A 15,731-nucleotide genomic window follows, 5' to 3' on the forward strand; every position below is an offset into this window, starting at 1 on the left:
CCTTTCTATTTTTTTGTCCAATTAAGCAATAATTCGTTAGCAGATAAGTAATCACCAATGATGTCGCGTTGCCGCTCATTGAGCTGTAATTCTACGATTCTAGTAAATTTAGAAGTTAATTCGTCTAGCTTGATATCTTTTAGATATTTTTTTTCTTCATCTATTTGATTGACTTCCCATTCGAGATGTTTTAGCAAGTAAAAATACTTCTCACTTCTAGACCAGCTGCGAGTATACCCATACTGCTTATTCGATAAGTAACAAATAAAATAGCTTAATAAAAAACCACCAGAAAGTAATAGAATAACATTAACCGTTTTAAAGAAAATCAGAATGAAAATATAAAAAGAAAATATAAAAAATTTAAAAATCATTAAACTAAATAAGAGTTTTTTTTCGTCCTTACTTTTCACTTGGTGTATAAAAAAATAGTAGTAAAGCACGAGAAACAAAGGCATTGTAAATAGCCATAAGTAATTAAAAGCCAAAAGAGTACTTTTTAAGTTTAAGTTTAAGTTAACACCTGTTAGTTTAAAATTTATAGCAATTAAAGCACTTGCTATAAAAAGAAATAAGGTAAAGCTCCCGATCCTTCTTGCTATAAGGTGGTTAGGTTTAGCTTTTTTCATGTTTTTTTCAAAATCACTTTTTAGGGATTTAACCGCATTTATTAAAGATTCTTTTGTCATTTACATTCTCATTATTTATATTCAAAGAAAATTTCTGCAGTAAATATTGCATCAATCATTTATTTAAAGAACTATGTATAGCGTGTAGATAACTCTCATATACACTCATAAACACCAATCTACCAACACACTCCAACTCCCCGTGATCACACCCGAAAGTTATAAATTGATGAGTAATCACTTGCATGGAGGCAAGTTAAGCCGTGACTTCGCCATGGATGGCGAATACACGGCGCTTACGTTCACATCAATTTTTAACTTGAGGACACAGTGTGATCCTCGGGGCGCCGTGGGATTCCAAAGGGCGGTCGGCGGCAGCCGCCCTTTGGTTGTCATCGCCAACGCGATAAAACCTCGAATAGAGGTTTTTAATCCCTTACCCTCACTAAACCCTAAATAATTCACGGCTAAAGCCAGTTCCTACAACAAAAGTATAACCATTTGTAATTAAATACATTGTCGCGCTAAAGCACGACCTACAGTTAAACAAAGCGCGAGGTAAACTCCCGCCTACGGTAAGACCTACGCGTCATACCTTGGCTTTTCTTCTGCCACTAAATCAAGCTCGGCACTTGGCTGCTCTTTGTTATGCAGATATAACCCCATACCAGCGGCTTGTTCAAAACTGTCTTTCGCTAACCACAACTTCGCGCTGTTCGCCTCTGCTACCTGATACGCCCAATCACTCACTGAACGTGATTTGTCTGCATCACAATTAAAATAATTACTGAGTTCACGGGTTAAATGCTGGCTATTTATTACTAAGTTTTGCTCTTGCCAGCGTTCGCGGTGCAACTGCGCGGCTAAAAAGTCGCGTTTGCTGTTATTACACGTACTGTGCGCGGCCACAAAGTTGTGGCCTAAGTCGTTCGCATAGCGGGCAAACGGTATAAAATGATCAACCTCGGTTTTACTATTCAACGGCTTCTGGCAATAAAAGCAATTGCCGTGTTGTAACTCGATTAACACAGGTTTGGCTTTACTCAGTGCGTTACGATCAAAGCCAAATAAAAAGTCGTGCAGTTGGCTTTGTGGGCCTATTAATGCTTGGTTATGTTTAATACTTTGAATTTTTTGCAGCCACGCGTTTTTAGCCAAGTACACCACTAAATCGTAAAAGCGCCTAAAACAACTGGCGATGCCCGCATTTAAGGTGATGTATTGTGTGCTGTTGGTATGCGGGTATAAAAAGCACTCGGCTTGTTTTGCTAGTATTTGTAAGCGCCACAGCGGGCCACTTTTAAGTGTGGCCATTGCTGCGTTAAAGGTTGGCTTATACAAAGGGCTTTGCTTTAACGCGCGTAAATTACGAATGTTATTTTGTTGGCACTCATACAGCACCGAGATCACTTTAGATTGCGCGCCACTGTTTTGCTTTAGTAAGGCGCTTTCGCCTGTTTGATCTGACGCAAACGGTACGGCATGGTGCCAATAAAGCTCAATAAGTTTGTCGGCCAAGGTGGCTAACTCTATTTTTAGTGCTGCTTGCTCGGATTCAAGCGGCTGCTCTACACATACATCGGCCAACGCGTGCAGTAATGCAAATTTATAGGTTGCACTAAAATCACCTTCAATCAGCATGCGTTGAATATAAGCAATAAAGTCGAGTTGCTGCTGCATGGCTTTCATAAACTTTAAGGCTCTTTTCGTATTATGGCGTTAAGCCATTGTTCGTGACCGCGCTCTGTACGTTGATCGCCAGTGATCCATTGTTTACTTATACAAAGCGATGGCTGTGCGCTAATAATGTGTTGTAGGCCATGCTCAGTTAAGTCTGTAAACTCGCGGCCATTGTGTACTCGCTCTGTATCACCATATTTAAACGACACATACAAAATACCATTGGCTTTTAAGGCCGTTGCGAGCTTGGTAAATACCGTTGAAAGTTCGTTCTTTGGCACATGTAACAGGCTTGCACAACACCAAATACCATCGTAAATGTTGGTGTCATCAATTTGCATAAAGGTTTTATGAATAACAAGTTGAGCAATATGGTTAGTGGCAAATTCAACAAGCTCTTTGCTTGCGTCTATTGCGGTTACGTTAAAACCCTGCTCTATAAAATGTTTTGTATCGCGGCCAGTGCCACAGCCGGCATCTAAAATAAGCGCATGTTTGGGGAGTAAAGGTGTAAATTCATCATATAACGCAGACATATCTACATTTAACGACGAGGCTATAAAATCTTTGCTGTGCTGATTGTAATAGTCGATGCTGTTAACTGACATTGCTCTACCGCTCCATGGCAAAAATCAATACAAAAGAATGGGTTACTGAGTGTTTTTTAGTATAAAAATTAATGTACCTGAATAACCACTAAAAATATAGGCTTTTACGACTAATAGATTAATTACTTTAACCTACGAGTGAAGCCAGTTCCTACGATATGGGGTAGGTTGCTGGTAGGCGCGAGCTTTTTGGTATTTATTTTCGCGCTAAAGCACGACCTACAATTTAAAAGCGCGGGGTAAACTCCCACCTACGAATTGGGTTTGTGAGTTAACGTTATTTTTGCGAGCACAAACCATCACGGCTGAAGCCGGTTCCTACAATATGGGGGAAATTGCTGATAGGAGCGAGCTTTAGCCGCGATTGTTACTTTTGGTATTTATTGTCGCGCTAAAGCACGACCTACGGTTTAAAAGCGCGAGGTAAACTCCCGCCTATGGGTTAGGTTTGTGAGTTAACGTTATTTTTGCGAGCACAAACCATCACGGCTGAAGCCTGTTCCTACGATGTGGGGGAAATTGCAGGTAGGAGCGAGCTTTAGCCGCGATTGTTACTTTTGGTATTTATTGTCGCGCTAAAGCACGAGCTACAATTTAAAAGCGCGAGGTAAACTCCCGCCTACGGGTAAACCATCACGGCTGAAGCCTGTTCCTACGATATGGGGTAGGTTGCTGGTAGGCGCGAGCTTTTTAGTATTTATTTTCGCGCTAAAGCACGACCTACAATTTAAAAGCGCGGGGTAAATTCCCGCCTACGGGTAAACCATCACGGCTGAAGCCTGTTCCTACGATATGGGGTAGATTAATGGTAGGAGCGAGCTTTAGCCGCGATTGTTACTTTTGGTATTTATTTTCGCGCTAAAGCGTGACCTATAATTTAAAAGCGCGAGGTAAACTCCCGCCTGCCGGTAAACCATCACGGCTGAAGCTGGTTCCTACGATGCGGGGGAAATTGCTGGTAGGAGCGAGCTTTAGCCGCGATTGTTACTTTTGGTATTTATTGTCGCGCTAAAGCACGACCTACGGTTTAAAAGCGCAAGGTAAACTCCCGCCTACGGGCAAACCATTACGGCTGAAGCCTGTTCCTACGATAAGGGGTAGATTAATGGTAGGCGCGAGCTTTAGCCGCGATTGTTACTTTTGGTATTTATTGTCGCGCTAAAGCACGACCTACGATTTAAAAGCGCGAGGTTCAATTCATAGCCAGTGACTCATTGATCGTGGCTTTTTGCCTTCTCATTTGCCGTCATTCACTGCTCTTTGTGCAAATTAGTTTTAAGAAATTATTCACAACACTAATAAGATTTATAAATCTCCTTGAAAACAATATAAATACCGCTAAACTAATCATTAACAACCTAATGACTGCATAGGTAATCATTTTTTGAAATCTGAACAAGCATTAAAACTGGCACAGCGGTTGGGTGACCTAATCCGCCAGCACCGCACTTTGCATTACACGCAGAGCACTTTTGCCAAGATGATTGGTGTGTCGCGCTCTACTGTACAAAAACTGGAGCAAGGGGAAGTGGTTAAAAGTGATGTTTTATTTGAAGCTCTCGTGGTGTTGCAATTACAAGGGTCACTGCTTGATGAAATAAACGAGCTGGCCGCTGATGTGGGTGGCTATAATGCGCGGCAACGTAAAACCAATAAAACTCAGGTGATTAACGATGACTTCTGAGTGTTATGTGTTTATTGATGGGCTAGAAGATAAACCCATTATTTGTGGCTTTTTTAAATTAAATACGCAAACTGGCCGAGGTGAGTTTAACTATGGTAAAAGTTACCTATCCCGCCATGATGCCTTTGCACTCGACCCAATCCATCTGCCTTTACAACCAGGCATTGTCAGTTATACCGCTAATAAAGGTGTATTTGGGGTATTAAGTGATGCAGGTGCTGATTCGTGGGGGCGTAAGCTGATTTTATCTTTACATAATACTAAGCCACAAAACGAGCTGGAGTTTTTACTTGCAGGCTCAGGCTATGGCGTGGGCGCACTGGTATTTAGCTTATCGCGCAGTGCCTCTAAACATAAAACCAATAAAAATACTTTGGCTGATTTAGCTTTGCTGGATCAAGCAAAAGATGATCTTTTAGCTAATAAAGCTATTTCAAATGAGGCTAAAAAAGCGTTTGAGTTTGGCCAAAGTATGGGCGGCGCAAGGCCCAAAACCTCAGTGCAAATTGGCACTAAGCTTTATTTGGCTAAGTTTAATCGCCAAGATGATTTATTCAATTTAGTACGAGCTGAACACGCAGCCATGTGTATGGCGAAAGAATTAGGTATTCGGTGTGCTAATACCCAAGTTCATGAAACTGAAAACGGTGATGTGCTATTAGTCGAACGATTTGATGTGAGTAATTGTTTACCTACTAATCACTTTTTAAGTGCCAACAGCTTACTGCAAAAGCCTAAAGTGGCAATGAGTGATTTAGCAACTTACTACAGTTACGGTGAATTGGCTGAGTTTATTCGCCACCATACTGGTGAGTATGCTGATGATGCAACAGAGCTTTATAAGCGAATGGTGTTTAATGCGCTGATTGGTAACACTGACGATCACAGCCGTAACCATGCATTTTTATATCTCTTTGCAGATAAAACATGGCGCTTGAGCCCAGCTTACGACATAACCCCTATCAATAATTCAAAGCAACATGGTATAGGGCTTGGCGATGATGGTCGATATGCCAGTATCGACAATTTATTATCTCAAGCTAAACGCTTTGGTTTAACGACTGCGAAAGCAACAAAAACAATCAGCCAAATAAAAGACTACACGCAGCAATGGCCAAGCCACTTTAAGCGTTTTGCTGATATTAGCGATATAGATATAAAACGCTTAGAAAGTGTGATTCCAAATATAGAATAGAAAGGTACTAGGTGTATTCATAGCCCGTCGCCAGTTACTCGATGCCATAGTTTTTTCTTCTCGGTGTAGCCCGAAAACGCGGGGTTAACTCCCGTCTACGGGCAAACCATCACGGCTGAAGCCTGTTCCTACGATATGGGGGAAAATTGCAGGTAGGAGCGAGCTTTAGCCGCGATTGTTGTCAACAGTTGTTACTTTTGGTATTTATTGTCGCGCTAAAGCACGACCTACGGTTTCATTTAAATCACAACAGTTACCACCAAGCGCGAGGTAAACTCCCGCCTACAGGCAAACCATCACGGCTGAAACCTGTTCCTACGATGCGGGGAAATTGCAGGTAGGAGCGAGCTTTAGCCGCGATTGTTACTTTTGGTATTTATCTTCGCGCTAAAGCACGACCTACGGTTTAAAAGCGCGAGGTAAACTCCCGCCTACGAATTGGGTTTGTGAGTTAACGTTATTTTTGCGAGCACAAACCATCACGGCTGAAGCCTGTTCCTACGATATGGGGTAGATTAATGGTAGGAGCGAGCTTTAGCCGCGATTGTTACTTTTGGTATTTATTGTCGCGCTAAAGCACGACCTACGATTTAAAAGCGCGGGGTAAACTCCCGCCTACGGGCAAACCATCACGGCTGAAGCCTGTTCCTACGATATGGGGTAAATTGCTGGTAGGAGCGAGCTTTAGCCGCGATTGTTACTTTTGGTATTTATTGTCGCGCTAAAGCGTGACCTACGATTTAAAAGCGCGGGGTAAACTCCCGCCTACGAATTGGGTTTGTGAGTTAACGTTATTTTTGCGAGCACAAACCATCACGGCTGAAGCCGGTTCCTACGATATGGGGGAAATTGCAGGTAGGATCGAGCTTTAGCCGCGATTGTTGTCAACAGTTGTTACTTTTGGTATTTATTTTCGCGCTAAAGCACGACCTACGGTTTCATTGAATCACAACTATAATTAATGGCGTATATTTTAAAAGCGGGTCATACTCCGCCATCATCTTTTATTATTAACATTTATGACTAATTTACTCTTTTTGTTACTCGGTATTGCTTTACTTACACTCGGTGGTGAGGCGCTAATTCGTAGCTCTTTGGCGGCGGCGAAGCGTTTTGGGCTGTCGCCTTTGTTAAGCGGTTTAATTATTGTTGGCTTTGGTACGTCGGCACCAGAGCTTGTGGTATCGATTGATGCGGCTATGAGTCACCAAGCAGATATTGCGGTGGGTAATGTGGTGGGCAGTAATATTGGTAATATTCTGCTTATTTTAGGTTTATGTGCGGTTATAACGCCGCTAACTATTTCGGCGTTGGCGCTAAAGCGCGATGCATCGGTTATGTTGGCGTCGTCTGTTATTTTTAGTGTGTTGGCGTTTAATCACTTTATTAGTTTTTTTGATGGTTTGCTACTTCTCGCCATGCTGTTTATTTACCTTATTTACACTTACAAAACTGAAAAGCAGCAGCAATCTGCGCAGGCGTTGTTGCATGTAGATGAAGCAAACGAAGTAACTGTATTACCACAATCTTTGCTCGTTAGCAGTGCGATGCTGATTGCCGGTTTGGCGCTATTGATTGTTGGCTCTAAAGTATTGTTGATTGGTGCAATTGGTGTAGCGCAAGCATTTGGTATATCTGAGGGTGTAATTGGCTTAACCGTTGTGGCTGTTGGTACGTCGTTACCTGAGTTAACTGTGTCGGTTATTGCGGCGTTGCGTAAACATGCCGATGTGGCTGTGGGTAACATTTTAGGCAGTAACATTTTTAATATGCTAGGTATTTTAGGTGTGTCGGCGCTGTTGCAACCTTTACCATTAAGCTCGCGTATTATGCATTTTGATCAGTGGGTTTTGTTAGCTACTTCGCTACTTTTAGTGGCCTTTTTATATACTGGCCGTCGTGTTGGTCGCGGTGAAGGCGCTATATTACTGTTAGGTTATTGCGCCTATTTGGCTGTGACCGTTAACTTATAAACCACTGTGACCACAATTGTTACTACTGGTATTTATTTTCGCGCTAAAACGTGACCGACAGTTACAACAAGCACGAGATCAACTCCGGCTTAAAGTTGATCTCGTATTGTTTATATAATGAAAAAAGGCCCTTTTGGGCCTTTGATTACTGTTAGGTTATTGCGCCTATTTGGCTGTGACCGTTAACTTATAAACCACTGTGACCACAATTGTTACTACTGGTATTTATTTTCGCGCTAAAACGTGACCGACAGTTACAACAAGCACGAGATCAACTCCGGCTTAAAGTTGATCTCGTATTGTTTATATAATGAAAAAAGGCCCTTTTGGGCCTTTGGGTACATCACTACCCTTTAGGAAATTACGCTGATTTAGCGACTAATGCTTTTAAACTGTTCCCTACAACAAATAACGAAGCAGCAAATAAGCCTATGTCTTTAAGTAAAAACTCACCTACAAAACTTAGTACCGGGAAACCGGCATCGGTAGTTATACCTGGTAGAAATACCATCATGCTAATGGTGACTATAAATAGCGCCATAGACAATAAACCACCGACAACTGAAAGCGCTGGATTTACAAAACGGCCAATAAATAATAAGCCGATTATAATTTCAAGGCTGCCTAAAAAGTTCACTAAGCCTTGTTTTGAAAAAATGGCGTACATCCATGATACCAATGGGTTATTGGCAATCATGCCGTACATGCCTTCAGCTTGCCCAGCGCTAAACTTGATCCCGCCAAACCAAATATAAATAACGCCTAGGGTAATATAAATTAATGGTAGGCCTGCTTTTTCGAGCTTGTTGCCTAAAGTTGTTAATGTATTTAATTGAGTTGATGTAAAGGTCATAACTAGCTCCACTGTATTTTGTGAGTCAAACAAACCTACTAGTAGGTAGGTTTATTGGTTAAAATTTTTTGCATTACTTCAATTGCATTATGTTACTAGTGCAATTTTAGCGCCTGATAGCAAGCGCAATAACAAGGTAAAAATTCTGAAATATAACTGTTCTTGGCAATTGCTCCTGCATTGCTCTACTCTCTAAATCCATGTAGTTGTATATAAATAATTTTTAACACGGTTATTTTGGTGTTAATTGCCCATTGTAAATCAGACAATTAACATATTTATACAGGCATCACAGGTTTGCTTAAACAAATCTTGATGCTGACGTCGGTTTAACATTAGTGCGCCTTTTATAGCACAACAAATAATAACCGCCTGCTGATAAGGCGTTGCCTTAAATTTAAATTCACCTGATTGCGCACCAAGTTCTAAAATGCGCGCGAGTATTTGTAACTCTAGATCAGCGAGCTTATTCACCTGTTTTTGCAGTGGCTCACTCATTAGCTGCAAATCAGTTTGCATGGCATAAATACCGCACATTTGTTGTTGCTGTACGCAACCTTCAAATATATTAAAGTAGCCTTGCAATTGCTCTGCTGCGTGCTTTTTAGCTTTCAGTTGCAAGTCTAACTGTGCTAATGCGTCACATTTTTGTAAACAATACGCGATACCCAAATCAGCTTTAGCCGGAAAGTGATGATGAATACTGGCTTTAGTAATACCCAATGTTTTTGATAAATCTGCATAGCTGAAGCCGTTAAAGCCATTGAGTTGAATTAACTCGTCCGCATGATGCAAAATAGTTGTATATGTTGTGTTCATGCAGCAATGCTACCTACCAGTAGGTAGGTTTGCAAGCTGTTTTTTAACCATTTTATAAAATAAGATCATTATGACCCTTTAAGATCTTGTTGTTTATACTTAAATTTAAATAATATTATTAATAACACGTAAGTTTGGCGTCTTTAGTTACCCTGTCATCAGATTTTTATTACTGCAATGTGCTCATTTAATGTGAATATTTTGATTATTAATTGAGCTACACATTAGACTTATGACTTTTGTGGCATTTATTTTCGCGCTAAAGCACGACCTACGGTTTAAAAGCGCGAGGTGAACTCACGCCTACGGGCAAACCATTACGGCTGAAGCCTGTTCCTACGATGTGGGATAGATTTATGGTAGGAGCGAGCTTTTTGGTATTTATTGTCGCGCTAAAGCACGACCTACGGTTTCATTGAATCACAACAATTACCACCAAGCGCGAGGTAAACTCCCGCCTACGGTAAACCATCACGGCTGAAGCCGGTTCCTACGATATGGGGTAGATTAATGGTAGGAGTGAGCTTTAGCCGCGATTGTTACTTTTGGTATTTATTGTCGCGCTAAAGCACGACCTACGGTTTCATTGAATCACAACACTTGGGTATATAATTTAAATATGATCGTATTGGTTTGTTACCCCGTAATGGTATGTGAAGGGTTTAAAAGTGGCTATTTATATAGCGCACAATGGAGTACACCTTCACCATAACTACTATACCCAAACTACCTTAGGGTATTAGTAAAGTGCCACTAAGGTAGTTTGGGTATTGATTCAGATATTCATTAGCACAGATCAAAGCGCATTGTTAAGCCCAATGCGCTTTTTCTGTTTCTGGCACAGCAGATCGTCATTGGTAATGCTGTATTTATCAAAGGATCACATAACCCTATGAGATTATTAAGTAGTTGTTCAGATAAATTTGGTTATTATGCTCACTCACTCCTGTTAATACCCCTGACGACAATTTGTTGTTTAAGCAATTTTACCAGCTCTTTTTAGAGCTGGTTTTTTTTGCCTGTGTTTTGCCTAGTTACAACTAAGTAGTCATGGTACAGTTCGCCTTTAAGCACTTAAATTTATCTACTAGGCATTACTATGCGTCATTATTTTTTACTTGTTCCACTTTTTTTTGTTACCTTGTTGTCGTTTCAGATACATGCTGAACAATCTCGTCCAGCGCCAAGCGAGCAACAGCAAGAACAAGCCTTAGCGCAAGTACAAGAACCTATGTATAAACCACTTATGGAACGCTATATTCTTGATGAGCTTAAAGCTGTACGCCAAGATCAACAAAAACTGCGTGAAGATGTCACTAAACAAGTAACTCACGCACAGTTAGATACCGCCGATAGAGCAATAACGTACACAACTGACACCATAAATAATGTATTTTTTATTATTACTGCCACTGCATCTATTTTGGTATTAGTGGGTTGGAACTCATTACGTGATGTAAAAAACAAAGTTGAAGATATTGTAAATACGCGTGTAAGTGTGATCACTAATGAATACGAAGCACGTCTAAACACGTTTGAAGAAAAACTACGTGAACGCTCAGAAGAAATTTTAAGTAACCAAGAAAAAATATCAGTCACAAATGAAGTCCACTCATTATGGATGCGCGCAAATCTAGAAAGCGATGTAGCCAATAAAATAGAGATATTCGACGAAATTTTAAATCGTAAACCTGAAGATGTTGAAGCAATAGCCTACAAGGCCGACGCATTATTAGAGCTTAATGAAACAGCACAAGCAATTGAGTTATGCAACCAAGCGCTGGATATAGACAGTGACTACGGCTATGCCTATTGGCAACGTGCGTGTGCGTATGCGTTAACCCACAAACATGCCGATGCATTAGCAGATATTAAAATGTCGTTAGAGTACTCACCTAACTTACGTAATGAATTACTGCATGAAAGTGCATTCGCAAGTTTACATGATAACGCCAGCTTTAATGCTATTTTGGCAGGTGATGTTTAACGCTCAAAAAAGCGATCTATGGCTTGAGTGAGCAGCTCGTCGAGTTGCTCTTCAAACTCATCGATACAAGTATCAAAGCGTGCAAGATAAACTTGTGCATGCTGTTGCGATAATAAACGCCCATTAATACTGTATTGTCTTTCTGCTTTACTTTTATCTAATCGTGCAGTGAACTGATACAAAGCATAATAAGGCGAGCTAATATTCTGATTCGCATAATTGCAAAAACCTTCAATGTGATCTATTCCTTGCGGACCTAAACAACCAGGCTCAACACGATAAAGTAACTGAATTTTTTTATCATCACTAATTTGCATACCTTTCTCTCTTAAACTGCTACTTGAAAAATAACACTTTAGTTATTTTACCGTTTTCAACTTGATAACTAGAAACAAATTCAGCGCGCTTATCTACAACTTTAGGGTCGCTTGAGCAGGTTTCTGATAGCTCATGATCAATAACTATATTGCCATGAACAATACGCTTAATTGGCGATGACTGAATACATTTAAGTTTTTTAAACATAATACCGTAACGAGCAATCAGTTTTTCTTTGCCTTTAAAGAGTAGCTCATTTGGGAAAACATAAAACTCGACATTTTCATCATACAAATTTACAAATGCATCAATATTACGTGCGTTGTACGCTTTAAGTAATTGCTCAACAACTGCGAGTGACTCGCGAGACTGTTTAGCTTTTGCTTGCTGCTTTTGGGTTAATGCATCTTTTGCTTGCGCTACGACTTGCTCTGCATACGCGACTGCAGCTGCTTTTTCTTGCTTATTTTTTGGTATTTCTGCTGGCTTTGACACTTCACTACCCAGTACTTTGGTTGTATCTGCATCTTGTTCAGTGGTTGTTGCCGTTGTTTGCTCAACCTTTGTGATCTGTGAAGGGTTATTTGGCGTCAGAGTAATCACCGCTGGGCCATCTTGAGAAGCGCCATTCATTGCTTCTGTCACTGCTTTTTTAGTATCAACGTGCTTTTTTTGCTGTTGGGCTTGAGCTGCGTTTACTTCTTGGTTTGCAAATGATGACCATGAAAGTAAAAAAATTAATACAAAGAATAACGATTTCATACAGTTCCTGACTAATTTAAGAAGGTTTAAAATAACAAAGTTTATCCTTTCATGATAGTTCTTTAACACTTAAAGCCGTGAGTAGTAACACACTCTACCAGTACTGCTCCACTGTGATTTGCCCAGGTTCTCGTCGGCGATTACGAGAGTAGCCTTGCTCGATTAATAATGCGCTGGTGTCTTTCACCATTTGCGGATTTCCACAAATCATAAATTGGCTATTTTGCGGACAAGTGGTGTTTTGGCTGTGTTTAAATAAACTCCCATCAATGATTTTATCTGTAATGCGCCCATTTAAGCCGATAATTGCCTGCTCTCGACTTACCACAGGTACATAACGCAGCCGCGTATACTGTTGCTGTAGCTGATTGATCTTTTTCTGGTAACTTAAATCTGCATTCAACCGCACGCCATGCACTAACGTTATTTGCTTAAACTTCTGCCATACATCAGCTTGATCTAAAATAGATAAAAATGGCCCGATTGCTGTGCCAGTGCTAAGCATAAACAGTTGTTCACTAGCGGGGATTTCATCAATAGTAAAAAAGCCACTAGCGCGGCTTTCGATCAACACTGTATCACCTAGAGTAAGTTTAGCTAATTGTTGTGATAACAAACCATCCATCACATTAATAAGGTAAAACTCTAAGTCGTTTGAATTTGGCGCATTAACATAAGAGTAAGCTCTAGCAATACGTTTGTCGTCTATCATCATTGATAGCTTTGTAAATTGCCCCGCTTTAAATGGCTCAACATCTGCATTAACAATTAAGCTAAATAATGTGTCAGTCCACCAAACAACCTCTTTTACACTCGCCTCAATCCAATTAGACACAATGTATACTCCTTAAAAATATTTCATACCCCACTTAACAGTGGCAAAGGAACAAAGGGGTGTCAATGTTTGAGCGGTCAGCGGTCAGCGGTCAGCGGTCAGCGGTCAGCGGTCAGCGGTCAGCGGTCAGCGGTCAGCGGTCAGCGGTCAGCGGTCAGCGGTCAGCGGTCAGCGGTCAGCGGTCAGCGGTCAGCGGTCAGATCACAATAAAAGCTCATTAATTACTGTCAATAAATTAATGAGCTAGAATCTGTAAATTGTTTAAAACTGATGGCTGAAAGCTGATAGCTGACGGCTTTTTTCATAAAAAAAGCCGCCTAGGGTTGCTAGGCGGCTTTGGGAGGTTAGTCTCACTGTATTTGGGCGTGTCTCCAAACGAGTGAATACGTTACCAAGGAACTGTTATATAGCTTAGATTGACTCTAGGGCAATTTTAACCATTTCGTTGAAGGTGCTTTGACGCTCTTCACTTGGGGTTGCTTCACCTGTGATCACGTGGTCACTTACGGTAAATAATGCCATGGCTTTTGCGCCATACTCTGCTGCAACGCCATACAAACCCGCGGTTTCCATATCTACGGCTAACATACCTAATTTATCAAGCTCTTGATAAAAGGTGTTGTCAGCTTGATAGAAAGTATCGGTTGTGAATACGTTTCCTACTTTTGCTTTAATGCCTAATTCTTTTGCTGCGTTAACGCCGCTTAATAGTAAGTCAAAGTCAGCAATTGCTGAAAAATCATAACCACGAACACGGGCACGGTTTACATTTGAATCTGTGCTGGCACCTTGTGCAAATATAACGTCGCGGATTTTAATATCACTACCAATACCACCACAAGTGCCAATACGAATAAGGTTTTTAACGCCATAACTTACGATTAACTCGCGAGCATAAATCGACATCGATGGAATACCCATCCCTGAACCCATAATGCTGACAGGCTTACCTTTGTATGTGCCGGTAAAACCGTACATATTACGAACACCCGTTACTTTAACGGCATCATCAAGAAAATTTTCAGCAATATATTGCGCACGTAATGGATCGCCTGGCATTAGCACTGTTTGTGCAAAATCACCGTTATTAGCGTCGATATGTGGTGTACTCATTATTCTTTTCCTTTTACTTTTGGTGCAGTTAGCTTGTCAATAAAGCCATCACCATATTCAAGTGCAGGTAAGTTAAACCACTGGGCAAGTGTTTGACCTATGTCTGCAAAACTAGCACGTTCACCAAGAGGGGTATTTTCAAGTCCTACTTGATAAGCAAGTACAGGCACATATTCACGGGTGTGCTCAGAGCCCGGAAATGTAGGATCGCATCCATGATCTGCTGTAATAACTAATACGTCATCCGCTTTTAGCTGATTAAGTATCGTTGGTAAATAATCGTCAAATTCTTTTAATGCCTTTGCATACCCAACAGGGTTGCGGCGATGACCAAACTTTTCATCAAAATCAACAAGATTAGTAAAAATCAAACTGTGCTCAGGCGCTGTTGCCATTACTTCAGTTGTTTTTTCTAACAAGTTTTGTAAGCCTGGGGCTTTATGTTTTTGGGTAATACCTTGATGCGCATAGATATCTGAAATTTTACCTATGCTAATCACTTCACCACCGTCTTGCGCCAGTTTATCTAGCAAAGTCGGTGCTGGCGGTAATACTGAGTAGTCACGACGGTTACCTGTTCTGGCAAAGTCTTGACTATTGGAACCCAAAAATGGCCGCGCAATAACTCGTCCTATATTCATTTCATCAAGCAGCGCCCGTGTGATTTCGCAAACCTGATAAAGCTTCTCTAGTCCGAATGATTCTTCATGCGCGGCTATTTGAAACACGCTGTCAGCTGAGGTGTAACAGATTGGTTTACCTGTTTTTACGTGCTCTTCACCTAGCTGTTCTAAAATGGTTGTTCCCGATGCATGGCAATTGCCTAAAATGCCAGGAATACCGGTACGAGCAATTAGCTCGTCAATTAATTCTTGTGGAAAGCTCGGCTGCGTTTTAGGGAAATACCCCCAATCAAATAACACCGGCACACCGGCCATTTCCCAATGTCCAGATGGTGTGTCTTTGCCGCTTGAAAGCTCTTTTGCATAACCCCATGCACCAATTGGTGTTTGGCGGTCACTTATTAAGCATGGCTCGTTACCTGCCGCTTCACATGCGTCTACTAATCCTAATAACGATAAATTAGGCAGTGATAGCTTTTCGCCGGTCTCTTCAAAGTATGCTTTAAGCAAATGTGCAAATGTGTTTGCACCAATATCACCAAATTTATCTGCGTCTGGTGCTGCACCTATGCCTAGGCTATCTGCCATTAAAATAATTGCTCTTGCCATGCTTACCTCGTCTTTCCAATATGGCTACTTTATATTCTTGTGC

At 41.0% G+C, this 15,731-nt stretch carries 15 protein-coding genes; 5 read left to right on the forward strand and 10 right to left on the reverse strand.

Translation table 11 applies throughout. From position 1 onward, the window contains the following. Positions 1-5: 5 nt before the first annotated feature. The 3 genes from ACJJVX_RS03205 to ACJJVX_RS03215 all read right to left on the reverse strand — a co-directional run bounded on the left by ACJJVX_RS03205 (position 6) and on the right by ACJJVX_RS03215 (position 2,917). Complete coding sequence (locus ACJJVX_RS03205; RefSeq protein ID WP_405630100.1) at positions 6-689, reverse strand: hypothetical protein; 684 nt, start codon at positions 687-689, stop codon at positions 6-8. 522 nt (positions 690-1,211) lie between these two features. Continuing rightward, positions 1,212-2,318: an HNH endonuclease gene (locus tag ACJJVX_RS03210; protein WP_405630102.1), complete on the reverse strand. Its 1,107-nt coding sequence runs from the start codon at positions 2,316-2,318 to the stop codon at positions 1,212-1,214. Between the two features lie 5 nt (positions 2,319-2,323). Then, complete coding sequence (locus ACJJVX_RS03215) at positions 2,324-2,917, reverse strand: class I SAM-dependent methyltransferase (RefSeq protein ID WP_405630105.1); 594 nt, start codon at positions 2,915-2,917, stop codon at positions 2,324-2,326. Between the two features lie 1,384 nt (positions 2,918-4,301). Here ACJJVX_RS03215 and ACJJVX_RS03220 point away from each other — a divergent pair. From ACJJVX_RS03220 to ACJJVX_RS03230, 3 genes are all read left to right on the forward strand, one after another. Beyond that, positions 4,302-4,601 carry a helix-turn-helix transcriptional regulator gene (locus tag ACJJVX_RS03220; RefSeq protein WP_054204006.1) on the forward strand — a complete coding sequence of 100 codons (300 nt, stop codon included), beginning with the start codon at positions 4,302-4,304 and terminating at the stop codon, positions 4,599-4,601. Then, positions 4,591-5,796, forward strand: a complete 1,206-nt coding sequence (locus tag ACJJVX_RS03225) for a type II toxin-antitoxin system HipA family toxin (protein ID WP_405630108.1) — start codon at positions 4,591-4,593, stop codon at positions 5,794-5,796. Before ACJJVX_RS03220 ends, ACJJVX_RS03225 begins: the two co-directional genes overlap by 11 nt. A gap of 1,019 nt (positions 5,797-6,815) precedes the next feature. Then, positions 6,816-7,769: a calcium/sodium antiporter gene (locus ACJJVX_RS03230; protein WP_054204004.1), complete on the forward strand. Its 954-nt coding sequence runs from the start codon at positions 6,816-6,818 to the stop codon at positions 7,767-7,769. Between the two features lie 361 nt (positions 7,770-8,130). On the opposite strand, the gene ACJJVX_RS03235 is transcribed toward ACJJVX_RS03230, so the two are convergent. Continuing rightward, the gene (locus ACJJVX_RS03235) at positions 8,131-8,622 is read right to left on the reverse strand and encodes a DUF417 family protein (protein ID WP_054204003.1); all 492 of its coding nucleotides are present in this window, start codon (positions 8,620-8,622) and stop codon (positions 8,131-8,133) included. Between the two features lie 261 nt (positions 8,623-8,883). Further along, entirely contained in the window at positions 8,884-9,441 is a 558-nt protein-coding gene (locus ACJJVX_RS03240; protein WP_405630110.1) for a TetR/AcrR family transcriptional regulator, read from the reverse strand. A gap of 1,099 nt (positions 9,442-10,540) precedes the next feature. Here ACJJVX_RS03240 and ACJJVX_RS03245 point away from each other — a divergent pair. Further along, positions 10,541-11,428 carry a TPR end-of-group domain-containing protein gene (locus ACJJVX_RS03245; RefSeq protein ID WP_064435553.1) on the forward strand — a complete coding sequence of 296 codons (888 nt, stop codon included), beginning with the start codon at positions 10,541-10,543 and terminating at the stop codon, positions 11,426-11,428. Here the strand turns inward: ACJJVX_RS03245 and ACJJVX_RS03250 are convergent. The 3 genes from ACJJVX_RS03250 to ACJJVX_RS03260 form a co-directional block, all read right to left on the reverse strand. Continuing rightward, positions 11,425-11,745 (reverse strand): hypothetical protein, encoded by a 321-nt coding sequence (locus ACJJVX_RS03250; protein ID WP_054204000.1) that lies wholly within the window; start codon positions 11,743-11,745, stop codon positions 11,425-11,427. The genes ACJJVX_RS03245 and ACJJVX_RS03250 overlap by 4 nt on opposite strands. 19 nt (positions 11,746-11,764) lie before the next feature. Further along, complete coding sequence (locus ACJJVX_RS03255; protein WP_054203999.1) at positions 11,765-12,508, reverse strand: nuclear transport factor 2 family protein; 744 nt, start codon at positions 12,506-12,508, stop codon at positions 11,765-11,767. A gap of 94 nt (positions 12,509-12,602) precedes the next feature. After that, the gene (locus tag ACJJVX_RS03260; protein WP_405630111.1) at positions 12,603-13,343 is read right to left on the reverse strand and encodes a ferredoxin--NADP reductase; all 741 of its coding nucleotides are present in this window, start codon (positions 13,341-13,343) and stop codon (positions 12,603-12,605) included. A gap of 65 nt (positions 13,344-13,408) precedes the next feature. On the opposite strand from ACJJVX_RS03260, the gene ACJJVX_RS03265 reads away from it, so the two are divergent. Next, positions 13,409-13,564, forward strand: coding sequence for a hypothetical protein (locus ACJJVX_RS03265; protein ID WP_405630113.1), 156 nt, complete (start codon positions 13,409-13,411; stop codon positions 13,562-13,564). A 190-nt stretch (positions 13,565-13,754) separates the two neighbouring features. Here the strand turns inward: ACJJVX_RS03265 and deoD are convergent, their stop codons facing one another. Together deoD and ACJJVX_RS03275 are read right to left on the reverse strand one after the other, a co-directional pair. After that, complete coding sequence (deoD, locus tag ACJJVX_RS03270; protein WP_054203997.1) at positions 13,755-14,456, reverse strand: purine-nucleoside phosphorylase; 702 nt, start codon at positions 14,454-14,456, stop codon at positions 13,755-13,757. After that, positions 14,456-15,688, reverse strand: a complete 1,233-nt coding sequence (locus ACJJVX_RS03275; RefSeq protein ID WP_169327540.1) for a phosphopentomutase — start codon at positions 15,686-15,688, stop codon at positions 14,456-14,458. Before ACJJVX_RS03275 ends, deoD begins: the two co-directional genes overlap by 1 nt. Between the last annotated feature and the right edge of the window lie 43 nt (positions 15,689-15,731).

This window comes from Pseudoalteromonas sp. Ld20 (assembly GCF_045064175.1).
Lineage (GTDB): Bacteria > Pseudomonadota > Gammaproteobacteria > Enterobacterales > Alteromonadaceae > Pseudoalteromonas > Pseudoalteromonas neustonica.